Here is a 24853-nt window from a genome sequence, read left to right as displayed (position 1 = left end):
CAAAGGAAGAATCTCACAGCATTTCAAAGTTAAAGAAGAAAATGTTCTCAAAACGAATCCCTTTAAATCCATTACAGCAAAGCTATCAAATCAGCGAAAATCCCTTTAATCCATAAAATCCGTGTTCCATTTAAAAAGAGCGAAGCGACTTAGTGCTCTTTACGTAAACCCTTCGTGTTCTTCGTGATTAAACCAAAAAATCACTCCAAAATTTTCTCCATCAACACCTCCAACTCCCTCGCCTGTTTCAAACCTTTTTTCCGATTCAATCGTGCAATAAAATATAACAAAAACCACGCATTTACCATCGCAAACATAACCAACAAATCAAATTTGTATGATTGATCTAGCGACCATTTTGAAAACGCAATCACCGTAAAAATCACAAAAATTCCGCCCACCACAAAGTGAAGAAACATAAACATCGTCCACAAAACCGGATCAGGACCAAATAATCCGCGAACAAACGTATTGCCATCTTCCATTTTTTCAATCTCCAAATGCAAATGAGGCGAATGTTTTTCACGGTGCAACAACCCAATGTGCAACCAAATATGATGACCCGAAATCTTGATTTTATAATCCGGTTCAACCGTTTCTTTCAGTGTTTCGCAACTGGCCAAAATCGCATCATACGACTTGGTCACCACTTTATCAAATCGATACCGTAAGGGCAATTGGTCATCTAAATTCATAAAAACGCGGGTAATAATTGAATACTAATTTACGAAATAATAATTTTCAAACGTAAAACAAACCGCTTTATTTTTTACACTCAATCAAAAATCTAAAAATCTAAAAATCGAGCAATCCAATAATCCAACAATCCAACAATCTACTTTTGGGCGTTCCCTTCCGCAAGCTACAGGTCAGGCTGTCCGTTCCCACTTTTTTTGCCCAATATTCAAACCGCTCAGGGCAAAAAAAGAGTTCCACTTCCATCCTTAACGCAAACCCTGCTCCAAACAAATTAAAGCTCTTCAAATCAACGTTTAAACTTCAAACAAAAAAGACTACCTTTGCAAAATATTTAGAATTTAGAACTATGAGTACTATTGTTGCCATTGTAGGAAGACCAAACGTTGGTAAATCAACACTTTTTAATCGTTTAATCAAACGAAGAGAAGCGATTGTTGATTCCGTGAGTGGTGTTACCCGCGACCGAAATTATGGAAAGAGTGAATGGAACGGAAAAGAATTTTCGGTTATAGATACCGGTGGATACATCAAAGGATCCGATGATATTTTTGAAGCAGAAATCCGCAAACAAGTAGAATTAGCCATCGACGAAGCCGATGTAATTATGTTTGTGGTAGATGTAGAAGAAGGCATCACACCAATGGATGATGAAGTGGCAAAATTACTTCGCAAAATTACCAAACCCGTTATTGTTGTTGTCAACAAAGTAGATAATGCTATGCGTGAAAAAGATGCATATGAATTCTACAACCTTGGTTTAGGCGAATTCATCACCATTTCAAGCACATCCGGAAGTGGAACAGGGGAATTGTTAGACGAATTAATCAACGTTTTCCCAAACAAACCTGAGCCAACACAAGAAGAAATCGAATTACCTCGTTTTGCAGTGGTGGGTCGTCCTAATGCCGGAAAATCAAGTTTTATCAATGCATTAATTGGTGTTGACCGATACATTGTAACAGATGTTGCCGGAACAACCCGTGATTCCATCGATACAAAATACGACCGTTTTGGTTTCGAATTCAACTTAGTCGATACCGCCGGAATTCGCAGAAAAGCAAAAGTAAAAGAAGATTTAGAGTTCTATTCTGTGATGCGTTCTGTACGTGCCATCGAGCATTCAGATGTTTGTATTTTGATGATTGATGCCACCCGTGGTTTTGAAGGGCAAGATCAAAGTATCTTTTGGTTAGCCGCCAAAAACAGAAAAGGAATTATCATCTTAGTCAATAAGTGGGATTTAGTCGAAAAAGACACGATGTCCACCCGCGATTACGAAAATAAAATCAAAAAAGAATTAGAACCTTTTACAGATGTAACGATACTATTCGTTTCTGCTTTAACCAAACAACGTTTGCTAAAAGCATTAGAAGAAACCGTAAAAGTATACGAAAACAGAAAACAACGCATTTCGACTTCTAAATTCAACGATTATATGCTGAAATTGATCGAAACTTATCCACCACCGGCTTTAAAAGGAAAATATGTGAAAATCAAATATTGTATGCAATTGCCAACTCCAACACCTCAGTTCGTGTTTTTTGCCAATTTACCACAGTATGTCAAAGAACCATACAAACGTTTCTTAGAAAACAAAATTCGTGAAAACTGGGATTTTTCAGGAGTACCAATTGATATTTATATTCGAGAAAAATAAAAAATCAGATTGATATTTTAAACCATTAAGTAATTAAGGTGCNNGCACCTTAATTACTTAATGGTTTTTCTGTTTTCTGTTATTAAATTCTATTTCCTACGAAATTAAATGTTAAACTTTTTGTAAGAAATATTCAACTAAGCATACTAAAAGTGTTAATTTGCTGTTATAGAATTTTCTCACAGTAAATAACCACATTTTTATGCACAAAAAATTTTTCGTTCTCGTCTTATTTTTATTGGTCTCCGTTTCTTACAGTCAAAATTTTGTCACTGTAAAGGGAAAAATCATTGATGATTTATCAAAACTTCCACTCGAATCGGCAACGGTTTATCTAACTTCTAAAAAAGATTCTAGTGTTGTAGATTATACCATTTCAGAAAAAAATGGAAATTTTGAAATAAGAACACGAAAAATTGCACAGCCACTTATCTTAAAAGTCTCTTTTTTGGGATATGAAAATTACAGCAAAGAAATAAATTCAATTAACGAAAATTTAGAATTAGGCGTTATCAATTTGAAAGAGGGCGGAACAAACCTTGATGAAGTTGTAGTCAAGGGCGAAGCTCCTCCAATCAGAATTAAAAATGATACGTTAGAATTCGATGCTGCTTCTTTTAAAGTAGGAGCCGATTCAAATGTTGAAAAATTACTCAAACAATTACCTGGAGTTGAAATTTCTCCTGAAGGAAAAATTACCGTAAACGGAAAAGAAGTAAACCAAATTCTTGTCAACGGAAAACCATTTTTTGGCAAAGACGGAAAAATAGCCACACAAAATCTTCCCGCAGAAATCATCGAAAAAATTCAGGTGGTTGATACTAAAACTAAAGCAGAAGAATTGTCGGGAGAAACCGCTTCCGGTGAAGAGAAAACCATCAATTTAACCATTCAAGAAGATAAAAATAAAGGTTTTTTTGGTAAAATTATGGGCGGCTATGGTTCCGATGAACGGTATGAATCCAGTTTGCTGCTCAATTGGTTCAAAGGTGAACAAAAAATCAGTGTGTTGGCCTCTGCCAATAATATCAATTCGGTCGGTTTTTCAATGAATGAAATTTTTGATAATATGGGTGGGGGTAGAAATGTATCGGTATATTCCAGTGATGATGGTTCCTTTGGAATTAACGGAATGAGTTTTGGTGGGAGTAACGGATTAACGACGTCTAATTTAATAGGAATCAACTATGCAGACAAATGGTTTAAAAAAGTAGATGTTAATAACAATTACTTTTTCACGAATGCTGAAACAGAAAATGTAAGCCGTTCTTCCCGCACGAATTTATTACCAACAGAAACTACTTTTACTGAATCAAATTCAACTTCGAATCGTATTGGGAATTCGCATAATTTGACGTTTAATTTTGAAATAAAATTAGATTCAACTGCTACTATTTATGTAGAACCAAAGTTTGTGAGAGCTTTAAATAAAGACCGTTTTAATACCAATCAAGAAACACGTAACCAGGCAAATGAGTTGTCTAACGAAAGTAATTCTAATACGTTTTCAGATATGGACGATACTTCCTTTGAAAACAGTATTTACTTTTATAAATCATTTAAAAAGAAAGAACGTGGAATTTCTGCTTCGTTAACAAATGAACATAAAAAAACAAATACTTTTTCTAATTTGAATTCTTCTACGTTTTATTATTTAACGGGAGAACCGGATGACATACGGGATCAAAATGTTTTTAGAGACCGCAAATTTAATAAAGTAGAAACAGAGCTTCGGTATAGCGAACCCATCACTGATTCTTTAAAAGTAAGTATTGCGTCGGAGTTTACGTATTATGCGTCGCAAGATTCTGATGCAACCTTTGATTTTGATGAAGTTTCCGGTGGTTATTCTGAATTTAACGCTCCCTTATCCAACGAAATTAATTCGAGTGTCATTAAGATTCACCCCTCTGCCAGATTAAGTTGGAATAAAAAGAATTTAAGAGCCGGATTTGGAGCCGGTCCGGAATTTGTTACATTTAAAAATGAGTCCGATTATTTGGCAGTCAATACACGATTGAACAAAAATTATGTTTTCCCACGAGGCTCTGCCAATTTATATTACACAATCAGCAAAGGAAAATCAATTTATGCAAATTACAATTTTAAGATGGAATTGCCTTTGGCGAACCAATTTCTTCCGGTAGAAAATCTTTCCAATCCGTTGAATACGATTGTTGGAAATGGTGAATTAAATCCTACTCAACAACATTCTGTTTATTCCAATTTTAATAATTATGACTGGCAATCAAGAAGCGGTTTTTTCTTTTATGGCGGAATGACAATGTCTAAAGATCAAATTGTTTCTTCCACAGTTTTTGATGAAAGTTTTAGAGCACAAACCACCTATGAAAATGTGGACAAAGGTTTGAACAGTTACATGGGTGTTTCGTGGAGTAAATCATTTAAAAAAGAAAAACGAACACTTCGTATTAGCACAGGATTTGATTCCGGTTACAACATTAATCAAGGCTTAACCAATGCCGAATTGTATGAAGCAAGAGGATGGCGAATAGAACCTAGAATAAATTTGAATTGGAGTATTGAAGACTTAATCACCATTGCACCAACCTACAGTTATGCATTCAATTCAACTGATTTTAAAAATTATGTAATTGAAAATGCTAATAATTTTGTGCACCGATTCAAAATGGAATTTACCAGCTATTGGCCTAAGAAAGTTGTTTTTGGAAATGATTTCGGCTACACATACAATTCCAATATTGCTGATGGTTTTCAGAAAGATTTCTATTTATGGAACACCAGTTTAGGATATAATTTCTACAAAGACAGACTGCTTGCCAAAGTAAAAGTGTATGACGTTCTAAACCAAAATGTTGGTGTGCGAAGAACCATTACGCCAACCGCAATAACCGATTCTGAAAATATAGTTTTACAACAATATGTGATGTTTTCATTAACCTACAAATTAGATAAATTTGGAGGTAAGAAGGAAAAAGAAGGCGGAATGTTCTTCTTAGATTAAAAGAAACCATTAAATAAGAATGCCCCAAATTGTCTAACTTTTTGGGGCATTTTTTATAATTAAATTTTTTATTCTACCAACTTCCACCGGCTCCACCGCCACTAAATCCGCCACCGCCGAATCCGCCACCGAATCCGCCACCGCCAAATCCACCGCCGGATGAACCGCCACCAAAGCTTCCGCCACCGCCACGACCTAAACTGCTTAAGATGATAATATCGGCTAAATCGGGTCCGGAAAAACGACCGGAACCACCATTGCGGTTATTTTTGGAACCTTTTGAGATAATTATAAATATAATCACAATAAAAAGCAGAATAAAAATAACAGGAATTCCGCCTTTATCATTTTTTCGTTTGCCTTTGTATTTCCCTTTGAGAACATCAAAAATAGCATCGACACCTTTATCTAAACCACGGTAATAACTTCCGGCCTTAAATTCGGGTAGAATTACATTTCTGACTAATTCTCCTGTAATTCCGGCTGTAAGTCTGTCTTCTACACCATAACCCGGTGAGATGTGAATTCTTCTATCGTTTTTAGAAAGTAAAATAACAACACCGTTGTCTTGTTCTTTGCTTCCACCAATTCCCCATTCTTGTCCCCATCTTGGGGCTAATAATCCAATGTTTTCACCTTTTAAATCATCGATGGTAATCACAACAATTTGAGTAGTAGTGCTGTCGGAATAACGCACGAGTTTTTCTTCCAATGCTCTTTTTTCGCCATCGGATAATACTTTCGCATAATCATACACACTAGTTTGAAAACTGGGAACGTTAGGAATTTTAAATTGAGCAAGGCTTACCTGAAAAGGTAAAATTATCAACGCTAAAATCCAATATATTTTTGTGGTAAATTTCATTTATCCTTTGGATATTTCGTTAGAAAGTTCGTTTGTGTCATCTGAATCATAAGGAAAAAACTCTTTCAAACGTTCGCCGGCTCTACTAATTCCTTCGACCAAACCATCTTTGAATTTTTTGTTTTTGAAGTTTTCAATAACAATGTCTTTCGTACATTCCCAAAAATCACTTTCTACCACATCATCAATACCGCTATCACCAATGATGGCAAAAGAATGATCGGCTACGCCAACATAAAACAAAACACCATTTCTGGCTTGGGTTTTATACATTTTTAAGGAATCAAACACCTCCCGTGCTCTGGCAATAGGAGGTGTATCTGAATGATTTTCAATGTGCACACGAATTTCTCCGGAAGTGTTTTTTTCTGCCATAGCAATAGCCTGAACAATTTCTTGTTCTTCTGCCGGGGTTAGAAAATCTTCTACTTTAGACATGATTTAGAATTTTACTTCAGGAGCTTTATCAGAACCCGGTTCAGCATCAAAAAATGGTTTTTCTTTATATTGTCCTAAGAAAATTCTATTTGGAAATTTCAAAACATGGTTGTTATAGCCTTCAACTGATTCATTAAATCGAACGCGAGCAGTTTGAATGGTGTTTTCTGTACTTGCTAATTCGTCTTGTAATTTCAAGAAGTTTTGGTTGGCTTTTAATTCAGGATAGGCTTCCACTGTTACCAAAAGTCGTGATAAAGCAGAAGAAACACCACTTTGAGCTTGGTTAAATTGAGCTAATTGTTCCGGCGTAACATTTGTTGGATCAATTGTAGTTTGAGTAGCCCTGGCACGGGCAGAAATAACCGCTTCTAAAGTACTTTTTTCAAAATCGGCGGCACCTTTAACTGTGTTCACCAAATTTCCAATTAAATCACTTCTTCTTTGGTAAGACGTTTGAACATCTCCCCAAGACTTGTTGACAGCTTGACTTTTAGTAATTGCAGTATTTTGAATTCCAACTACGTAGAATCCGATGATAACAATTAGTCCTACAATAATCCCGATAGGTAATAACCATTTTTTCATTTTGTTTGTTTTTAAGGTTTTTGTTTATTTATTGTTTTGATGTTATACTTTTTCCAAAAAGGCAATACGTTTTTCGATGGGAGGATGAGTGGCAAAAAGTCCGCTCAAACTACTAAAGATATTGGCATTTTTTTTATCTGGAGTGTTTTCGATGAACATTTGTTTAATTTCTTCGCTTTTGATGTCTTTAATATGGTGATGTCCTGATATTTTTTTCAAAGCAGAAGCCAATGCCCAAGGTTTTCGGGTCATGGCGGCGGCACCGCTATCAGCCATATATTCTCTACTGCGGCTGAGTGAAAAACGGAACAACATCGTGAGTAGATACGCAACAACGGATACCACAAGAATCACAAGAATAAATTTGCCGGAGTCTTTGTTGTTTCTTCTGCCACCCCCGTAGAGCATGCTTCGGAAGGAGATTTCCATTATAAAAGTAAATATTCCCACAAAAATGATGGAAACAACGAGCAGTCTAACATCGCGATTTTGGATATGCATCAGTTCGTGGGCAATAACGCCTTCTAGTTCATCTTCTTCTAACGCCTCGATGATTCCTCGGGTGAGGGTTACGGTATAGGTCTTCTCGTCTATACCGCTGGCATAAGCATTTAGAGCAGAACTTTCGATGATTTCAACTTTTGGCATTCGCATTCCTTGGCTAATGCAGAGGTTTTCGACTAAGTTGTAAATCTTCATATTGCTTTTTCGCTCCAACGGTTTTGCTCCGGTTGCCATGGAAATCATTTTGGTGTGTCCAAAATAGGCTATGGCAAACCAAATACCAACCACTACCGTCACAATAGGAGCAATATTAAGAAAGCTTTGGTTGATATAATCGAGGTCATAACCGTAATCGGGTTGGTATTGCATCAGAAACACTACCGCATAGACCGACAGCAGTAAAACGGTCGGAAATGCAATGAGTAATAACACCGATTTACGGTTGTTTCTCCGGATTTGTTCCTGTATACCTATGTATTTCACCGGTTAAAATTTAACTTCTGGTGCTTTGTCTAAATTGGCTCTCTCGGTTACACCTAAATCAAACATCGGCTCAGTTTTAAAACCAAACATTCCTGCCAAGATATTGTTGGGAAATTTTTGCACAGCATTATTTAATTCGCGAGTGGCCGAGTTGAAGTATCTTCTGGCTGCAGCCAATTTGTTTTCGATGTCTGAGATTTCGTTTTGCAACTGCAAGAAGTTTTGGTTAGCCTTTAAGTCCGGATAGGCTTCCACTTGAATGCTTAGTCCGCGTAAGGCTCCACTTAACTCTTGTTCAGCAGCGATTTTGTCGTTGATGCCGGTGGCGTTCATTGCTCGGGATCGAGCATTGGTGATGGCTTCCAATGTTCCACGTTCATGTTCCATATAGCCCTTTACTGAACCAATCAGCTGAGGAATAAGGTCATGCCGTTGCTTAAGTTGAACGTCAATGTCTGCAAATGCATTTTCGCGGTTGTTGCGGTTGCTCACCAGTCCATTGTAGATTCCAATGGCCATAAAAGCAAATAAAACGATAATTCCGATAACAATTAATAATCCAGTCATAGTATTTATTTTTTAGTGTATTATAATGCGTTTTTTAAATCAGTTAGTTGTGCTTTTATTCCTTCTAATTTGCTGATAATTTCAAATTTATCCAACGTTTTTTTCTGCCCTTCTTTCAAATGGGTTTTGGCTCCTTCCAATGTAAATCCACGTTCTTTAACCAAATGAAAAATCAATTGTAAATTTTTCACATCTTCGGGTGTAAACATTCGATTGCCTTTGGCATTCTTTTTTGGTTTCAGAATATCGAATTCTTTATCCCAAAATCTAATCAACGAGGCGTTCACGTCAAATGCTTTGGACAATTCGCCAATGCTGTAGTATCTTTTTTCTGGTAAGTTCAAATGCATTAGTCGAGTGCTTGATTTTCTTGGTTAGCAATTTTTGAAATGGCAATATATTCTTCGGCAGAAATGCTTCCGTAGTAAAAATTAATTGGGTTAATCGGTTCGCCGTCTTTATGAACTTCATAATGTAAATGCGGAGCTTCGCTTCTTCCGGTACTACCTACATAGCCAATAATGTCACCACGTTTTACTTTTTGTCCGGCTCTGATTTTGTATTTACTTAAATGAGCATAATACGTAGTATAACCAAAACCATGTTTGATGATGATTAAATTTCCATATCCGGACATTGAATTATCTGCTCTTTCCACGACACCATCTCCGGAAGCATAAACCGGAGTTCCTGTTTTGGCTGTAAAATCCATTCCGTTGTGCATTTTTCTAATTTTGGTAAATGGGTCATTTCTGTATCCAAAACCTGAGGCAACTCTGGTCAAATCTTCATTTTTAACGGGTTGAATAGCAGGAATGGCAGCTAATAACTTCTCTTTTCCTTTGGCAAGCACTAAAATTTCATCCAACGATTTTGATTGAATGGCTAGTTCTTTCGAAATCATATCTACTCTTTTGGTCGTATTTATCACCAATTCCGAATTGTCATATCCTTCTAATTCTTTATATCGATTAACTCCGCCAAATCCTGCTTTTCGTTGTTCAGTTGGAATGGGAGAGGAGTTAAAATAAATACGGTATAAATTGTTGTCACGTTCTTCTATGCTGGCAATTACTTCATCCAATTGATCCATTTTTTTGTTCAAAATTTGGTAGCGAAGTTTCATATTGTCAATTTCTCTGGCTTGTAAACGGTCTTTCGGCGTTTCAAAATAAGGGGTGTTGATTAAAACTACAAAACAAATGAATCCAAATAAGGCGGATGAAAGCAGAAATAACGCCATATAACCAAACTTTCGTCCTTTTTTTGGACTAATTTTTTTATAAGCTAAACTTTCTGTGTCGTAATAATACTTTACTTTCTTCGACATTTCTTAAATTATACTATTTTTGTGCTTTCAAAAGGATTAGACGAACAAATTTAAGAAATGTTTCATTCTAATGCTAATTTAATTTTTTAAAGAAAGCATTCGATTTTAAACAATAAAAACCTTTTTTTAAAGTAATTATTGTCTAACCATTTGAAAATTAAACACCGAACAATTTTTTACAATGAAATCACAAGATATCCGCAAGCAGTTTCTCCAATTTTTTGAAAGTAAAGGACATTTAATCGTTCCTTCGGCACCCATTGTTCTAAAAGATGATCCAACGTTGATGTTTAACAACTCGGGAATGGCTCAATTTAAAGAATATTTTTTAGGAAATGCCGAACCTAAAAGCAAGCGAATTGCCGATACTCAAAAATGTTTGCGTGTTTCCGGAAAACACAATGATTTGGAAGATGTTGGGTTTGACACCTATCATCACACCATGTTTGAAATGCTGGGAAACTGGTCATTTGGTGATTATTTTAAGAAAGATGCTATCAATTGGGCTTGGGAATTGCTGACGGAAGTCTATAAAATTCCGAAAGAAAATTTATATGTTTCAGTTTTTGAAGGAAATCCCGAAGAAAATGTGCCGTTTGACCAAGAAGCATGGGATATTTGGAAAGAATTGATTGATGAAGACCGCATTATTTTAGGAAATAAAAAAGATAATTTTTGGGAAGTGGGCGATCAGGGACCGTGCGGACCTTGTTCTGAAATTCACGTTGATTTGCGTTCTGAAGAGGAAAAAGCAACCGTTTCCGGAAAGAGTTTGGTGAATAACGACCATCCTCAAGTAGTGGAAATTTGGAACAACGTATTCATGGAGTTTAACCGTAAAGCCGATGGAAGTTTAGAAAAATTACCCGCACAACATGTAGATACCGGAATGGGATTTGAACGTTTGTGTATGGCTTTGCAAGGAAAAACATCCAATTATGATACCGATGTTTTTACGCCACTAATTGAAAAAGTGGTACAAATTACAGGTCTGAAATATACTTCTAACGAAGTTAAAAACATATCAGAAGAACAAAATAAAATCAACATTGCGATTCGAGTAATCGTTGATCATATCAGAGCTGTTGCTTTTGCAATTGCGGATGGACAATTGCCTTCGAACACCGGAGCCGGCTATGTGATTCGTAGAATTTTACGTCGTGCGATTCGTTACGGATTTACATTTTTGAATACAAAAGAACCATTCATCAATAAATTGATTGAAGTTTTGGCAAATCAGATGGGTGAGTTTTTCCCTGAAATTAAATCGCAACAAAATTTAGTTACGAATGTGATTCGAGAAGAAGAAGCTTCCTTTTTGAGAACGTTAGATCAAGGTTTACAATTGTTGGAAAATGTAGTTTCAGAGACAAAAGGAAATGAAGTTTCAGGAGCAAAAGTATTCGAATTATATGATACGTTTGGTTTTCCAAAAGATTTGACGGCTTTAATTTTAAAAGAAAAAGGTTTCAGTTATAAGGAAGAAGAATTTGAAGTTGAATTGCAAAAACAAAAAGCCCGTTCTCGTGCCGCTTCAGAAGTTTCAACCGAAGATTGGTCAGTTTTAATTCCCGGAAATGTAGAAACATTTGTTGGTTATGATCAAACAGAAAATGAAGTAAAAATCACTCGAATTCGTAAAGTAGATTCAAAAAAAGACGGAATTTTATATCAAATTGTTTTAGATGCAACTCCTTTTTATCCGGAAGGTGGTGGACAAGTTGGCGATAAAGGAACTTTAATTTCAGCCAATGAATCCATTGAAATTATCGACACCAAAAAAGAAAATAATTTGATTTTGCATTTTGCGAAACAACTTCCTGAAAATCTTAATGCTGCTTTTGTGGCGAAAGTGAATACCGATTTAAGAACTTCGACTTCTAAAAATCACTCGGCTACGCATTTGATGCATTTGGCTTTGCGAACGATTTTAGGAACGCACGTGGAACAAAAAGGTTCGTTGGTGAATCCGAATTATTTGCGTTTTGACTTTTCGCATTTTTCGAAAGTTTCGGATGACGAAATCAAACAAGTAGAAGATTTCGTAAACGAACGAATTGAAGAACAACTACAATTAGTTGAACACAGAAATATTCCGATTCAGCAAGCAATGGAACAAGGTGCAATGGCTTTGTTTGGCGAAAAATACGGCGATTCAGTTCGTATGATTGAATTTGGCAACAGTAAAGAATTATGTGGTGGCATTCACGTGAAAAACACAGCAGATATTTGGCATTTCAAAATTATTTCAGAAGGTGCTGTGGCGGCGGGAATTCGTAGAATCGAAGCGATTACAGGTGATGCAGTGAAAGACTTTTACAAAAATCAAGAAAACACATTAGCAGAACTAAAAGAAACATTAAAAAATCCGCAAGATATTTTAAAATCAGTCGTTTCCTTACAAGATGATAATGCCAAATTGAAAAAACAAATTGAGCAATTATTACGTGAAAAGGCAAAAAACTTAAAAGGCGAATTAGCATCAGAACTACAAGAAATTAACGGCATAAAATTCTTAGCCAAACAAGTCGATTTGAATCCGGAAGGAGCAAAAGATTTGGCGTATGAATTAGGAAATTTAGGCAATAATTTATTTTTAGTTTTGTCTACAGCCGAGGATAATAAACCGATGTTAACGTGTTATATTTCAAAAGAATTGGTTGCTACACATAATTTAAATGCCGGACAAGTCGTTCGTGAATTAGGAAAATATATCCAAGGCGGCGGTGGTGGACAACCATTTTTTGCAACAGCTGGTGGTAAAAATGTGGATGGAATTAAAGAGGCTTTGGAGAAGGCAATTGATTTTATTAAATAAAAAATTACGAATTACAGAAATGAAAAAATTTATATTATTTTTATTTTTTGCAGGATTAACAATTTCTTGCAATACCAGTGATGACGAAGGATCAGCAATTTCTGAACCAACTATATTAGGAAAATGGTATATAAAAGGCGGAACTTCTAATGGTGGAGAATTTCAAAATTATAATCATGATTGTGAAACAAGCAGAGATTTTCAAGAGTTTTTTACAAACGGAGAACTTACTTTTAATGGTCACAATACAAGTTGTGAGTTAAACGAGGTTGAATCAGCTGCATGGATTTTAAATGGTAGTATATTAACTATATCTAGCTCTCCATTTGATCCAATACTTTATGAATACACTTATATTGTTGAAAGTTTAACTAATGATGAGTTGATATTGAAACAGACGGTTAATGATCCTGAAGGGATAATTGTGTATAGATCAACTTTTACAAGAAACTAAATTATTATAAAGCTCAATAGTATTTCAGTTTTAGTATGAATTTCCGAACCCCAATCAACATTCCAAAAAGCAACCATCCCATCGATTATTATTCGAAAGTGGTTACCCTGGGTTCGTGTTTTTCAGAAAATATTAGCACCAAATTCGAGCAGTATAAATTTCAATATTATAACAATCCGTTTGGGATACTTTTTCAGCCGGATGCCATTGAAAATGTATTGTTACGTGCTGTAGAAATGCGATTATTTACCGAAGCCGATTTGTTTTTTGAAAATGAATTGTGGCATTGTTTTGAAGTACATTCCGAATTGAACAATCCCGACAAAGACGATATGCTCATCAATTTGAATGGCATTCTAACGTATTTAAACGGACAACTTCAAGCCTGTACACATTTAATCATTACGTTGGGAACTGCTTGGACGTATCGTTTTTCGCATACACAAAAAAGAGTCGCCAATTGTCATAAAATACCACAAAGCAATTTTACAAAAGAATTATTATCAGTTGATGAGGTTGTATCTTCTCTAAAGAATATCCAATCAAAATTAATCGAATTCAATCCGGAAATAAAGTTTATTTTCACTGTTTCACCCGTTCGTCATTTAAAGGATGGTTTTGTAGAAAATCAATTAAGTAAGTCGCATTTAATTTCGGCAATACATTCTTCCATCTCCCAACTTCCAACTTCCAGCTATTTCCCAAGTTATGAGATGATGATGGATGATTTACGAGATTACCGTTTCTATTCCGAAGATATGTTGCATCCAAATCAAACGGCAGTGGATTATATTTGGAAGCATTTTGTGGAATCACATATTTCATACCATGTTTTTCCGATTATGTCGGAAATTGAAAGCATTCAAAAAGGATTAACGCATCGACCTTTTAATCCAAACACAGAACAACACCAGCTTTTTGTTCAAAAACTTCATGAACGAATTGAGCAACTTCAAGAAAAATATCCTTTTTTAAATCTGAGTTAATTTTCTGAACTTCCTTTACTTTTAGCTGTTTTAAATATAATTTTCCTTCTCAATTTAGTGACCTATTTTCAAAATACGGCATTTGCCTTATTGTACTCCTTCCTCAAAAGCAGCAATTTTGTTTCGAATTATTTAACCAATTAAATACAATAATTATGAAAACAATTAAATTTATCTGTGCGTGCTTTTTAGTAACAACATCTATTTTTTTAACGTCATGTAGTAGTGATGATGATGGCGGAGGTGGAGGTAGTGCAGCGGCAGGAACAATTACTGCAAAAGTTGATGGGTCTTGGGTAACAAGTATGGAAATGACAACGTTTGCTTATCAAGTAGGATCTATGCTTTCAATTCAAGGAAATACAGGAGGTACTTCTAGCAAAGCGTTTGTTTTTAATATTACAACTTTTGACGGTGTAGGAACCTATGATATTGGAGGAACTTTAGGTTTAGGACAAGCAAATGCAAGTTACACTGAAATTACAGTTGATATCTCTAACCCAACTGCTTTTGAATCAAAAATTTGGTCTGCTCCTTATGAAGGTGGCGACAAAGTGGGTGAAATAAAAATTTCTGAAATTACCGATACGCACATCAAAGGTACTTTTAGTTATTCGGCAAAAAACACGGATGATGGAAGTATGAAAGAAGTAACAGAAGGTTCTTTTAATGTAGAATTTGAATAAATTTTTTTAGTGGTTTTTTATACTTCCCAATCGAAATATGCTTTGTTTGGGAAGTTTTAATTCTTGTAATTTATAATTAATTTTATATGTATATGAAAGTAGTAGTAAGTATCATAATCTGTTTGGTGTTCTCTTTAATAGTAAAAGGACAAGAGTTCGCAACCAAAGACTTTTCTAAAAATTATATTCAAATGGATAGTAAAAATCCTTTTGGAAAGTCTAACAAAATTTGTTTTATTGGTGCAAATGTGACGTTAAAAACAATGGAATACCAACGTAAGGGTTCACTTAATAAAAACAGTAGAGACCATATTGACCGTTTTGCATCCATTATTGACGGAATTACGTCTGATAACGTTCAAGAGTTGGCAGATTATTTTAAATCAACTTTAGAAAACCATTTTTCAAAGATTGGCTATACAATTATTGATCCATCAACAGTCGAAAATCAAGATGAATATAAAAAGTTACTCACAAAAGAGACTAGTGTAAATGCAGGTGAATTTTTTAGTTAAATGGAAGCCGGTCAGGAATGGGGTGCTGCTGTAACATTTGCAGCGGGGAAAAAACCTATTTTTAAATATCCAAAAATGGCTATGGGAGCACATACTAAATTAGCGTCGAAAAACGATGCTATTATGGTTAATCTTTCCGTTTTGTTAGAGCCATTTTTAGTAAACTGGGATAAAAAATTTGTTTCGAAATTTTATGATTCAGAAGAGTATAAGCATACTTTCTCATTTGACCCTGTTGCCCAAGTAAGTCATTTTTCAAACCTATTTACTTATGATTTACCTATGAATATAGTATCGCCAAATTGGGGAGCTTTGTCTTTTGATCCTATGGCTTACATTGCTAAAAGCAAAATAAAGTATCAATCGGCAAATGATTATGTAAAGGAAATAAAAAAAGGTTCTCCGAGTGGCGAAATAACTTATAAAGAGCAGCAAGGACTCATGCTTTATACCGTTACAGTTGACAGAGATTTATTTCTAGATGCCATGAAAAAAACACTTGATGCTTATGCTTTTCAGTTAGCAGAATATGCAAAGAGCAAAAAATAAGAGTAAAGTCAAGTTATAATTTCCCAATCGTAATCTGCTCGATTGGGAATTTTTTTTATACGGCATTTGTCGTATTGTTTCACAATGTTAATTACCCGAATTTTGTCCTATCCCAACATTCAAAAAGATGAAAACAATCAAAACATTACGAATCGTGCTACTGATTTATTTTATGATATTTCTAGTTTTATTACTCAATTTAATTGTTGTTTTAAAGTAGTTATACTACTTAAAATCAATAATAAGTAAACATTTTTTGTTGACTTAAAAACAAAAGATTAAATTTGAATAGTTCCAAAATTCAAACATAATGACAAAAAAACTAAAAGCAGTTATTTTTTTCGGCTTATTTTTTATGCAAATTTTTGCTCAAGTAAAAGAGCATAAAGTAATTGATAGTTTGAATGTAAAAGCATTGAAAATATATGCTTCCAACACAAACAAAGCGATGGAACTACTCAGCAAAGCTGAAAAAATTGCTAAAGCAGAAAAACTCAATTTATCATTGGCTTACACATTAGACAACATGGGAATCGTAACCCGGGTTAAAGGTAATTATGAAAAAGCAATTGATTATTCTGAAAAGGCACTGACTTTAACTAAAGATTCACTAATAGTTGCTTCAGCTTATAATAATATTGGTTCCTGCAAAAGAAATCTCGGTTTGTATGAAGAATCCTTGAAAGCCTATCTAAAATCAATAAAAATTTACGACAAAAAGAAGGATTTAAATAATCAGGCCATTATTAACAATAACATTGGATTGGTTTACAGGTCATTGGAAATGAATGAGAAAGCTAAATCGTATCATCAGAAAGCGATCGTTGATTTTGAAAAGTTGAAAAAGAAAAAAGGCCTTTCTGAAGCATATAACAACATGGCAATAGTATATGCTTACGAAGATAGTTTAGCGAATGCTCTTCGTTATTTCAAATATTCTCTAAAGATTGAAGAGGAGTTAAAAGACTTTAGAGGAATTGCAGAGTCACTCAATAATGTAGGTGGAGTTTACTATTATATGGAGAAAATTGATTCTGCCTTAATTTACTTTAAACAAGCGATAAAATTAGAACATTCTATTAAAAATTATGCGGGTTTGGCTTCTTCCTACAATAATATTGGTGATGTATATTTGTACAAAGAAAATTATCTTGAAGCTAAAAAGAATTTCGATAGTGCTTTCGTTTATGCAAAAAAATCAAAATCAGCATTTGATATTGAAAACACCTATAATTATTATGCTCTACTTTATGAAGCCAAAAATGATTATAAAAAAGCAAATGAATACCATAATCTGAAAAACCAATTTCGTGATAGTATTCAGAAATTATCCAACATAAAACAGTTGCAAGAACTTGAAACGAAATACCAAACCGCCAAAAAAGATACAGAAATAGCTCAAAACAGAGCAGAATTAGCCGAAAATGAATTAAAGATAAAACAAAAAAACACCATCATTTTTGGTTCATTAGGATTTGCTTTCGTACTGGGATTGCTGGGTTATCTTTTATACAATCAACAAAAAATTAAGAATAATCAACTTATTAAGGAAGTCGAACTCAAAGAAGCTCTCGTTAAAATTGAAACTCAAAATAAACTACAAGAACAACGATTGCAGATTTCCAGAGATTTGCACGACAACATTGGTTCGCAGCTCACATTCATCATTTCTTCCATCGATAATTTAAAGTATTTTGATATAGCGAAAGAAAAATTAGTTTCTAAGTTTGATAACATCAGTGGCTTCACCAAAAACACGATTACCGAATTGCGTGATACCATTTGGGCAATGAACAAAAATGCTATTTCTGTGGAAGATTTACAAATCAGAATCACCAATTTTATTGATAATGCTCAGTTGGCTACACACGGAATTTCATTTGATTTTTCAATCGAAGACAGCGTAAATGCGTCACACGAATTTTCATCTATCGAAGGAATGAATATTTATAGAATTATCCAAGAAGCGGTGAATAACGCCATAAAATATGCCAACGCATCTCAAATTAAAATTTTACTGAAACAAGAAAATAACAAAATGATTTTTTCAATTAATGATAACGGAATTGGTTTTTCAGAATCAGAAATTGAACTCGGAAATGGTTTGAATAATATGAAAAAGAGAGCATTAGAATTAAATGCCGATTTAAAAATCATCTCCGAAAAAGATAAAGGAACCAGCATTTTAATCGAAAAACAAATTTCGTAGAATAAGGCAATTGCCGTATGGAATTCAGTTTTGTTTTTTGCTAAATTTGAGTTCAATCAAAAAATAAAATTGCTATGAATCATTCACTTTTTGTTCTTTTTATTTTTATCAATCTGTTTTTGATTTTATTTTTCAAACGGAAGAATAATGAAAAAGAGAAAGAACATCTTTACCGTGTTTTTTGCATTCAAGATCAATTGATTTCAGAAAAAAACAGAAAAAATCAAATGAATGATTCCATCAATAATTTAGCCGAATTGGAAGAAACTACGCAACGAAAATTAAACGCTATTCAATTGAAACTGGAATTTTTACATTTGTTTAGTAAAACTAATTTATAACAAAATGAATATCAAACTCGCCATAATTGATGATAATAGTTTTTTAATCAAAGCCATTCGGGAAAAATTATCTTTTTTCGAAGATATTCAAATCAAATTTTCTGCACTAAACGGAGCTGAATTATTAACCAAATTAGGCGAGAATCACAACCTTGATGTTTTATTGATGGATATCGAAATGCCTGTTCTCAACGGAATCGAAGCCACTGCAATCATCAAACAAAAATACCCTCAAATTAAAGTCATTATGCTGACTGCTTTTGATAATGATGAAAATATTTTTAACGCTATCAAAGCCGGTGCCGATGGCTATTTGCTCAAAGAAGTCAACCCAACCGATTTGCACCAAGGAATCATTGAAACGTTAAATGGCGGAGCGGCGATGAATCCGTCAATTGCCTTAAAAACTTTAAAATTATTACGAAATCCAATCGATTTTGATGCCAAAACCGAAGAAGAAGAAATCAAACTTTCTCCGCGTGAAATTGAAGTATTGGAACAACTTTCAAAAGGATTAAATTACAATCAAATTGCAGATAATTTGATACTTTCGCCTTCGACCGTCCGAAAACACATCGAAAATATTTATACGAAACTTCAAGTTCACAATAAATTGGAAGCCATTCAAAAAGCCAAATCGAATAAGTTGATTTAAATTTTTATCTTCGTATAAATTTATATGCGATGGCTACAAGAAGAAATCAATCCACAGAAACCCAACTTAAAAATGTGTTAGTTCCAATTATTCAAGCCATTGGACGATCAGGAAAATTGATTTACATCATCATTATTGGTGTTTTGCTTTATCTCGGTTATCAGTATTTTACCAAAGAAAAAGATTCTTCTACCATCGAATACAATTCCGCTTTAATCGAAAAGCAACTGCGAAATGTCTCCAAATTAGTCGTTACCGAAGGAACGTATTCGCAAGTAATGACATACAAAGATCAAAAGAACTATGTTATGGATATGGTTTCTTTTGAAAAGAAAGCCTTGATGGTTGTGAATGCAGAAATAACAATTTCGTACGATTTAAGTAAAATAAAATACGATATCAACGAAACCACGAAAACCATTTCCATCACAAATATTCCCGAAGCCGAAATGAAAATTAATCCCGATATTCATTTTTACAGCATCGACGAAAGTACATTTAATCCTTTTGGTACAGCCGATTACAATAAAATTAACAAGAAAGTAAAAGCTGAAATCGCCAAAAAAATGGAAAAATCAAAACTTAAAACCAATGCCGAAAACCGATTAATCAGCGAACTTTCCAAAATACTAATTCTAACCAACACAATGGGTTGGAAATTGGAGTACAATGGCGAAACAGTTTTGACACAAACCGGTTTATCCAAAAAAATTAAAACCTAAATTTATAATTTTCGTTCCAAACTTTGCCATCCGCCACCATTCATCGATTCAATGCCGTTATTTTTTAAAATTGAATTGGCTTGAGAACTTCGCATTCCACTCTGGCAACAAACAATTACCGGTTTGTTCAGTTTTTTAATTTCTTCAATTTTTGATGAAATCGTGTTCAACGGAATATTTTTCGAACCCTTAATATTTCCTTGTTGAAATTCACCAACCGTTCGCACATCAATAATCACAGCACCTTTTTCCATAAAATCGCTCACACTTTCCTGTTTTCCACCCAAACCCAACATACTCAATAATCCCATATTTTTTTTATTTAAAATTTTTCTTGTTTTCAAATCTGCGTTATATAAACTTAATGCACCTTAATACCTTAATGGTTCAAAAAGACGCAAAATGTTTTTTTTTGATTATTTAGATTTTTTTAATTTTTTAGCTCTAAATCTTCAACAAAAATAACAACAATCTAAAAACCATTCCGTAACAAAAGTTACCCAATCCAAAAAAATCTTTATATTTGAAATTCTATGAAGATTACTGACCGAAAAACCGAAATCATTTCCGTTTCTGCACAACTTTTCAAAGAAAAAGGATACAGTGCCGTGACGATGCGAGACATTGCTCAAGCGATGAATATCAAAGCGGCAAGCTTGTATAATCACATCAAATCTAAGCAAGAAATTCTGGTTTTAATCGTCATTGAAATCGCGGAAGAATTCACGAATGTGATGAACGAAATTGTGTCAGCCGACATTTCTTCCATCCAAAAAATCGAAAAAGTAATTCAATTACACATCGATATTACGTTACGAAATTCCGATGCACTAGCTTGCCTAAACAACGATTGGATGCATTTAACCGACAACGAATTACATTATTTCATCAAAATGCGGGAAGAATATGAACAAAATTTTCGCCAAATCATCAAAAAAGGAATTCAAGACAAAGAACTACAAAACATCAATCCCGAAGTTATTGTTTTTTCAACACTTTCAACGCTTCGCACACTTTACCTTTGGTACAACAAATCCAAAAATCTAAACGAAGCAACCCTCCGAAAAAATATGTCGCAAGTGCTTCTGAACGGCATTGTGTAAGTCATTTACCGTTAACTTTGTTAATCATTTTCAAATCTTTATCTTTTTTTCAAACGTTTTCGTAACTTTAAAAAATAATCATTAAATTTGCATAGTAAACTAACAGTTGTTAGTTTTAATTAATTCGATTTATGGCAAAATTTCATAGCATCAAAGTGGCCGATATCTACAAGGAAACAAAAGATTGTTCCGTCATCACGTTAGATATTCCACAAGAATTACAAACCGATTTTCAATTCACACAAGGTCAACATTTAACGTTGCGAGCCTTGATTGACGGTCAAGATGTGCGTCGTTCCTATTCATTGTGTTCCAGTCCAACGGAGAAAAAATGGAGAGTTGCTGTCAAAAAAATTAGCCACGGTTTATTCTCAAGCTATATCAACGAAAAATTGAAAAAAGGAGATAGTTTGGATGTGATGTCGCCCAGCGGAACATTTTTCACCCAAATCAATCCAACCCAAACCAAAAATTACATTGCTTTTGCGGCAGGAAGCGGCATCACGCCTATTTTGTCCATCATCAAAACACATTTGGCACTCGAACCCAACGCTACTTTCAAACTTTTTTATTTAAACCGAACCGTAAAATCCATCGTGTTTAAAGAAGAAATCGAGCAATTAAAAAACACCTATTTCAACCGTTTTGAAATTTTCCATTTTTTAACCAAAGAGCACCGTCCGGCAGAACTGTTCAACGGCCGATTTTCTTCAGAAAAAATGAAAATCATCACCAGCAAACTCATCCACGTTCCGTCCATCGACGAATGTTTCATTTGCGGACCCGAAGATATGATTCATCTGCTAAAAGACGAGTTGATTGAAGCCGGTTTGCCTAAAGAAAAAATACATTTCGAACTGTTTACCAGCGGAATAACCGAAGAAGATAAACAGCGAATCAATAAAATTATAGAGAAAAAAGTTGAAGGAACCGAAGTCACCATCATCGATGGAGGAAAGGAATTTCACTTTGATATGGACGATGATTTCGACAACATTCTCGACGGAGCTTTAGCAGCCGGTGCCGATCTACCGTTTGCCTGCAAAGGCGGCGTTTGCAGCACCTGCAAGTGCAAAGTCATCGAGGGAACTGTCGAAATGAAAGTCAATTACGCACTCGATCAAAACGAAGTCGATAAAGGTTTGGTACTCAGTTGCCAAGCCGTTCCCACTTCCAAAAAAGTCGTAATCGATTTTGGCGTTTAAAGTTTTTAGAAGCGGAATGGCTCGGGCTTTTTCAGTAAACCATATTCCCGCTTTCCGCAGTAGTCCGCCAAGGCGGAGCTACTTGCTTCAATCGGGGCTAAAAAGGAAACCATAAAAACGAAAGTGCCAAAAACAAAATAATGTAAACCAAAACCCAAGAAATTAAAACCTTAATGTCCCTTAATTTCTTAATGGTTAAAAAAAGAAAAACTTACTTGAACTTATATGACTTATATGGTTCAAAAAGTAAAAAAATAAATTTTAATTGTTAGCCAAAAACTAACCACTAAAAAATTAAAAGCTATGTCAGAACACGAAGTAAAAAACCTAGAAGCAATCTTTGACGCAAAAATTGCCCGCGACGAAAAAATCGAGCCCAAAGATTGGATGCCCGAAAAATACCGTCAAACACACATTCGTCAAATTTCGCAACACGCTCACTCCGAAATAGTAGGTATGTTGCCCGAAGGAAATTGGATAACCAGAGCACCTTCGCTTAAAAGAAAAGTAGCTTTGTTAGCCAAAATCCAAGACGAAGCCGGACACGGTTTGTACTTATATTCCGCTTGCGAAACCCTCGGAATTTCTCGCGAAGAATTATACGAACAACTTCATTCCGGAAAAGCAAAATATTCCAGTATCTTCAACTATCCAACACTAACGTGGGCAGATATGGGAGCCATTGGTTGGTTGGTAGATGGTGCAGCAATTATTAACCAAGTGCCATTAACTACCACTTCTTTCGGGCCTTACGCACGTGCCATGGTACGAGTGTGTAAAGAAGAAAGTTTCCATCAACGACAAGGTTTTCAAATTATGATGACATTGGCAAACGGAACGCCGGAACAAAAAGAAATGGCTCAAGATGCACTTAATCGCTGGTGGTTTCCATCGCTAATGATGTTAGGACCAACTGACGATGCTTCCGTTCACACTGAACAATCAATGAAATGGAAGTTAAAACGCAAAACAAATGACGAATTACGTCAACAATTTGTTGATCAAACCGTTCCGCAAGCTGATATGATTGGTTTAACCATTCCTGATCCAACCTTAAAATACAACGAAGAAACCAAACATTACGAATTCGGCGAACTCGATTGGGATGAATTTTGGCAAGTGGTAAAAGGTCACGGACCCTGTAACAAAGAACGAATCGCCGCCCGAAAAAATGCATGGGAAAACGGAAAATGGGTACGTGACGCCGCCATGGCTTACGCCGAAAAACAAGAAAATAAAGTAGTTAAAGAAGCAATATAAATAGTTAACAGTCACAGTTTTCAGTATTCAGACTGCAAACTGCGACTGCGACCGTAAACTTAAAGAAAATGAAAAACTGGCCTCTTTGGGAAGTATTTATACGAAGTAAAAACGGATTAGAACACCGTCATTGCGGAAGCCTTCACGCAAGTGATGCAACAATGGCACTTGAAAATGCTCGCGATGTCTACACACGCAGAATGGAAGGCGTAAGCATTTGGGTCGTTCCATCAGCACAAATCACCGCTTCCAATCCGGAAGACAGTGCAGAGCTTTTTGAACCGGCAAAAGACAAAGCCTATCGTCATCCAACTTTTTATGAACTTCCCGACGAATTAAAACACATGTAAAATCAAAGCTTTTAAACTTATATGAGCTTAATTGACTTATATGGTTTAAATTTTTTATGTTTTAGATTGTAAAATAAAAAAATATGAATAACAATTTAGTTCAATATATTTTCAGCATAGCCGACAATTCATTGATTTTAGGTCAACGTCTAGGCGAACTTTGCGGTCACGGACCAAGTCTGGAAACCGACATTGCGATGACCAACATTTCCCTTGACTTATTCGGTCAAGTGCGAAGTTACTATCAGTATGCCGCCAAACTAATTGGAGATGATGCCACCGAAGACACAATCGCTTTTCTTCGAAAAGAACGAGATTACAAAAACGTCCTTTTGGTAGAACAACCCAATCGTGATTTTGCTTATTCCATCGGCCGACAATTTTTATTTGATGTGTATCATTTATTGTTGCTGCAAGAATTGCAGAATAGTTCTGATGCAACATTATCGGCAATAGCAAAAAAAAGCATTAAAGAAGTTTCCTATCACACTCGTTTTTCATCGGACTGGATCAGAAGATTAGGCGACGGAACCGAAGAAAGTCACAACAGAATCCAAACTGCCCTCAATGATTTGTGGGTTTTTACAGAAGAGTTATTTCATCAAACCAATGCTGAAAAAGCAATGGTTTCAGAAGGAATCGGAGTCGATGTAAGTCAGTTAAAAGAAGCTTTTTATAAAAAAGTAAACACCATTTTAGAAGAATCAACATTACAAACACCAAACATTGAATACTTCCAAAAAGGAGGAAAACAAGGAATTCACAGCGAACATATGGGCTATATTCTAACCGAATTACAATATATGCAACGCACATATCCAAATATGACTTGGTAAAAACATAACGACTTTATCGAAAAACCTTTGTATTCTTTGCGGTTAAA

Annotated in this window: 26 protein-coding genes; 17 read left to right on the top strand and 9 right to left on the bottom strand. The window is 34.9% G+C overall.

The annotated features are described in order from the left end of the window. Positions 1-200: 200 nt before the first annotated feature. A complete protein-coding gene (locus B4N66_RS06355; protein ID WP_291093243.1) occupies positions 201-695 on the bottom strand; it encodes a hypothetical protein in 495 nt (164 codons plus the stop codon). A gap of 350 nt (positions 696-1045) precedes the next feature. On the opposite strand from B4N66_RS06355, the gene der reads away from it, so the two are divergent. Both der and B4N66_RS06345 read left to right on the top strand, forming a co-directional pair. Further along, positions 1046-2356, top strand: a complete 1311-nt coding sequence (gene der / locus B4N66_RS06350) for a ribosome biogenesis GTPase Der (RefSeq protein WP_291093242.1) — start codon at positions 1046-1048, stop codon at positions 2354-2356. A gap of 202 nt (positions 2357-2558) precedes the next feature. Beyond that, positions 2559-5342: a TonB-dependent receptor gene (locus B4N66_RS06345; protein ID WP_291093240.1), complete on the top strand. Its 2784-nt coding sequence runs from the start codon at positions 2559-2561 to the stop codon at positions 5340-5342. A 73-nt stretch (positions 5343-5415) separates the two neighbouring features. Here the strand turns inward: B4N66_RS06345 and B4N66_RS06340 are convergent, their stop codons facing one another. The 7 genes from B4N66_RS06340 to B4N66_RS06310 are packed head-to-tail and all read right to left on the bottom strand — an operon-like array spanning position 5416 to position 10117. Then, complete coding sequence (locus B4N66_RS06340; protein ID WP_291093239.1) at positions 5416-6207, bottom strand: TPM domain-containing protein; 792 nt, start codon at positions 6205-6207, stop codon at positions 5416-5418. Then, positions 6208-6645 (bottom strand): TPM domain-containing protein, encoded by a 438-nt coding sequence (locus tag B4N66_RS06335; RefSeq protein ID WP_291093237.1) that lies wholly within the window; start codon positions 6643-6645, stop codon positions 6208-6210. A gap of 3 nt (positions 6646-6648) precedes the next feature. After that, on the bottom strand, positions 6649-7233 hold the full coding sequence (locus B4N66_RS06330) for a LemA family protein (protein ID WP_291093235.1): 585 nt from the start codon (positions 7231-7233) through the stop codon (positions 6649-6651). A gap of 42 nt (positions 7234-7275) precedes the next feature. After that, positions 7276-8220: a M48 family metallopeptidase gene (locus B4N66_RS06325; RefSeq protein WP_291093234.1), complete on the bottom strand. Its 945-nt coding sequence runs from the start codon at positions 8218-8220 to the stop codon at positions 7276-7278. Between the two features lie 3 nt (positions 8221-8223). Continuing rightward, positions 8224-8787, bottom strand: a complete 564-nt coding sequence (locus B4N66_RS06320; protein ID WP_291093233.1) for a LemA family protein — start codon at positions 8785-8787, stop codon at positions 8224-8226. A 20-nt stretch (positions 8788-8807) separates the two neighbouring features. Next, positions 8808-9137 (bottom strand): MerR family transcriptional regulator, encoded by a 330-nt coding sequence (locus B4N66_RS06315; RefSeq protein WP_291093232.1) that lies wholly within the window; start codon positions 9135-9137, stop codon positions 8808-8810. Further along, positions 9137-10117 carry a M23 family metallopeptidase gene (locus tag B4N66_RS06310; RefSeq protein WP_291093231.1) on the bottom strand — a complete coding sequence of 327 codons (981 nt, stop codon included), beginning with the start codon at positions 10115-10117 and terminating at the stop codon, positions 9137-9139. Before B4N66_RS06310 ends, B4N66_RS06315 begins: the two co-directional genes overlap by 1 nt. 181 nt (positions 10118-10298) lie before the next feature. Here B4N66_RS06310 and alaS point away from each other — a divergent pair, with 181 nt between their 5' ends. The 10 genes from alaS to B4N66_RS06260 all read left to right on the top strand — a co-directional run bounded on the left by alaS (position 10299) and on the right by B4N66_RS06260 (position 20052). Beyond that, on the top strand, positions 10299-12935 hold the full coding sequence (gene alaS / locus B4N66_RS06305; protein ID WP_291093229.1) for an alanine--tRNA ligase: 2637 nt from the start codon (positions 10299-10301) through the stop codon (positions 12933-12935). A gap of 19 nt (positions 12936-12954) precedes the next feature. Further along, positions 12955-13389: a lipocalin family protein gene (locus B4N66_RS06300; protein ID WP_291093227.1), complete on the top strand. Its 435-nt coding sequence runs from the start codon at positions 12955-12957 to the stop codon at positions 13387-13389. 35 nt (positions 13390-13424) lie between these two features. Then, positions 13425-14375, top strand: coding sequence for a GSCFA domain-containing protein (locus tag B4N66_RS06295; protein ID WP_291093225.1), 951 nt, complete (start codon positions 13425-13427; stop codon positions 14373-14375). A 155-nt stretch (positions 14376-14530) separates the two neighbouring features. After that, positions 14531-15061, top strand: a complete 531-nt coding sequence (locus B4N66_RS06290; protein WP_248435144.1) for a DUF6252 family protein — start codon at positions 14531-14533, stop codon at positions 15059-15061. Between the two features lie 92 nt (positions 15062-15153). Further along, positions 15154-15576 carry a hypothetical protein gene (locus B4N66_RS06285; protein ID WP_291093223.1) on the top strand — a complete coding sequence of 141 codons (423 nt, stop codon included), beginning with the start codon at positions 15154-15156 and terminating at the stop codon, positions 15574-15576. Further along, positions 15577-16125 (top strand): hypothetical protein, encoded by a 549-nt coding sequence (locus tag B4N66_RS06280; RefSeq protein ID WP_291093222.1) that lies wholly within the window; start codon positions 15577-15579, stop codon positions 16123-16125. It abuts the gene before it with no gap. A gap of 310 nt (positions 16126-16435) precedes the next feature. Next, a complete protein-coding gene (locus B4N66_RS06275) occupies positions 16436-18334 on the top strand; it encodes a tetratricopeptide repeat-containing sensor histidine kinase (RefSeq protein ID WP_291093221.1) in 1899 nt (632 codons plus the stop codon). A 74-nt stretch (positions 18335-18408) separates the two neighbouring features. Further along, on the top strand, positions 18409-18675 hold the full coding sequence (locus B4N66_RS06270) for a hypothetical protein (protein ID WP_291093220.1): 267 nt from the start codon (positions 18409-18411) through the stop codon (positions 18673-18675). A gap of 4 nt (positions 18676-18679) precedes the next feature. After that, complete coding sequence (locus tag B4N66_RS06265) at positions 18680-19330, top strand: response regulator transcription factor (protein ID WP_291093219.1); 651 nt, start codon at positions 18680-18682, stop codon at positions 19328-19330. A 29-nt stretch (positions 19331-19359) separates the two neighbouring features. Continuing rightward, positions 19360-20052, top strand: coding sequence for a DUF4230 domain-containing protein (locus B4N66_RS06260; RefSeq protein WP_291093218.1), 693 nt, complete (start codon positions 19360-19362; stop codon positions 20050-20052). A gap of 2 nt (positions 20053-20054) precedes the next feature. Here B4N66_RS06260 and B4N66_RS06255 read toward each other — a convergent pair whose 3' ends face one another. Beyond that, the gene (locus tag B4N66_RS06255) at positions 20055-20363 is read right to left on the bottom strand and encodes a rhodanese-like domain-containing protein (RefSeq protein WP_291093217.1); all 309 of its coding nucleotides are present in this window, start codon (positions 20361-20363) and stop codon (positions 20055-20057) included. 222 nt (positions 20364-20585) lie between these two features. Between B4N66_RS06255 and B4N66_RS06250 the strand changes: the two genes are divergently transcribed. The 5 genes from B4N66_RS06250 (at position 20586) to paaC (ending at position 24806) form a co-directional block, all read left to right on the top strand. Further along, complete coding sequence (locus B4N66_RS06250; RefSeq protein ID WP_291093216.1) at positions 20586-21155, top strand: TetR/AcrR family transcriptional regulator; 570 nt, start codon at positions 20586-20588, stop codon at positions 21153-21155. A gap of 131 nt (positions 21156-21286) precedes the next feature. Next, positions 21287-22360 carry a 1,2-phenylacetyl-CoA epoxidase subunit PaaE gene (gene paaE / locus B4N66_RS06245; RefSeq protein ID WP_291093215.1) on the top strand — a complete coding sequence of 358 codons (1074 nt, stop codon included), beginning with the start codon at positions 21287-21289 and terminating at the stop codon, positions 22358-22360. Positions 22361-22663: 303 nt separating this feature from the next. Then, the gene (paaA, locus tag B4N66_RS06240) at positions 22664-23620 is read left to right on the top strand and encodes a 1,2-phenylacetyl-CoA epoxidase subunit PaaA (protein ID WP_299518593.1); all 957 of its coding nucleotides are present in this window, start codon (positions 22664-22666) and stop codon (positions 23618-23620) included. 68 nt (positions 23621-23688) lie between these two features. Then, positions 23689-23970: a 1,2-phenylacetyl-CoA epoxidase subunit PaaB gene (paaB, locus tag B4N66_RS06235; protein WP_112086245.1), complete on the top strand. Its 282-nt coding sequence runs from the start codon at positions 23689-23691 to the stop codon at positions 23968-23970. 83 nt (positions 23971-24053) lie between these two features. Continuing rightward, entirely contained in the window at positions 24054-24806 is a 753-nt protein-coding gene (gene paaC / locus B4N66_RS06230) for a 1,2-phenylacetyl-CoA epoxidase subunit PaaC (RefSeq protein ID WP_291093214.1), read from the top strand. Positions 24807-24853: the final 47 nt, after the last annotated feature.

Source organism: Flavobacterium sp. UBA2787 (genome assembly GCA_002352205.1).
Lineage (GTDB): Bacteria > Bacteroidota > Bacteroidia > Flavobacteriales > Flavobacteriaceae > Flavobacterium.
The sequence above is the reverse complement of the archived record's forward strand: the minus strand, read 5'-3'. Positions and strand labels throughout refer to the sequence as shown.

Bases quoted from the DNA above. Each gene is read 5' to 3' on its own strand.
- B4N66_RS06270 (WP_291093220.1), top strand. From the start codon at position 18,409: ATGAATCATTCACTTTTTGTTCTTTTTATTTTTATCAATCTGTTTTTG.
- B4N66_RS06250 (WP_291093216.1), top strand. From the start codon at position 20,586: ATGAAGATTACTGACCGAAAAACCGAAATCATTTCCGTTTCTGCACAA.
- B4N66_RS06330 (WP_291093235.1), bottom strand. From the start codon at position 7,233: ATGAAAAAATGGTTATTACCTATCGGGATTATTGTAGGACTAATTGTT.
- B4N66_RS06320 (WP_291093233.1), bottom strand. From the start codon at position 8,787: ATGACTGGATTATTAATTGTTATCGGAATTATCGTTTTATTTGCTTTT.
- der (WP_291093242.1), top strand. From the start codon at position 1,046: ATGAGTACTATTGTTGCCATTGTAGGAAGACCAAACGTTGGTAAATCA.
- B4N66_RS06295 (WP_291093225.1), top strand. From the start codon at position 13,425: ATGAATTTCCGAACCCCAATCAACATTCCAAAAAGCAACCATCCCATC.
- B4N66_RS06310 (WP_291093231.1), bottom strand. From the start codon at position 10,117: ATGTCGAAGAAAGTAAAGTATTATTACGACACAGAAAGTTTAGCTTAT.
- B4N66_RS06300 (WP_291093227.1), top strand. From the start codon at position 12,955: ATGAAAAAATTTATATTATTTTTATTTTTTGCAGGATTAACAATTTCT.
- paaB (WP_112086245.1), top strand. From the start codon at position 23,689: ATGAAAAACTGGCCTCTTTGGGAAGTATTTATACGAAGTAAAAACGGA.
- B4N66_RS06315 (WP_291093232.1), bottom strand. From the start codon at position 9,137: ATGCATTTGAACTTACCAGAAAAAAGATACTACAGCATTGGCGAATTG.
- B4N66_RS06285 (WP_291093223.1), top strand. From the start codon at position 15,154: ATGAAAGTAGTAGTAAGTATCATAATCTGTTTGGTGTTCTCTTTAATA.
- B4N66_RS06355 (WP_291093243.1), bottom strand. From the start codon at position 695: ATGAATTTAGATGACCAATTGCCCTTACGGTATCGATTTGATAAAGTG.
- B4N66_RS06340 (WP_291093239.1), bottom strand. From the start codon at position 6,207: ATGAAATTTACCACAAAAATATATTGGATTTTAGCGTTGATAATTTTA.
- paaA (WP_299518593.1), top strand. From the start codon at position 22,664: ATGTCAGAACACGAAGTAAAAAACCTAGAAGCAATCTTTGACGCAAAA.
- B4N66_RS06260 (WP_291093218.1), top strand. From the start codon at position 19,360: ATGGCTACAAGAAGAAATCAATCCACAGAAACCCAACTTAAAAATGTG.
- B4N66_RS06290 (WP_248435144.1), top strand. From the start codon at position 14,531: ATGAAAACAATTAAATTTATCTGTGCGTGCTTTTTAGTAACAACATCT.
- B4N66_RS06275 (WP_291093221.1), top strand. From the start codon at position 16,436: ATGACAAAAAAACTAAAAGCAGTTATTTTTTTCGGCTTATTTTTTATG.
- paaE (WP_291093215.1), top strand. From the start codon at position 21,287: ATGGCAAAATTTCATAGCATCAAAGTGGCCGATATCTACAAGGAAACA.
- B4N66_RS06345 (WP_291093240.1), top strand. From the start codon at position 2,559: ATGCACAAAAAATTTTTCGTTCTCGTCTTATTTTTATTGGTCTCCGTT.
- B4N66_RS06255 (WP_291093217.1), bottom strand. From the start codon at position 20,363: ATGGGATTATTGAGTATGTTGGGTTTGGGTGGAAAACAGGAAAGTGTG.
- B4N66_RS06265 (WP_291093219.1), top strand. From the start codon at position 18,680: ATGAATATCAAACTCGCCATAATTGATGATAATAGTTTTTTAATCAAA.
- alaS (WP_291093229.1), top strand. From the start codon at position 10,299: ATGAAATCACAAGATATCCGCAAGCAGTTTCTCCAATTTTTTGAAAGT.
- B4N66_RS06280 (WP_291093222.1), top strand. From the start codon at position 15,577: ATGGAAGCCGGTCAGGAATGGGGTGCTGCTGTAACATTTGCAGCGGGG.
- B4N66_RS06335 (WP_291093237.1), bottom strand. From the start codon at position 6,645: ATGTCTAAAGTAGAAGATTTTCTAACCCCGGCAGAAGAACAAGAAATT.
- paaC (WP_291093214.1), top strand. From the start codon at position 24,054: ATGAATAACAATTTAGTTCAATATATTTTCAGCATAGCCGACAATTCA.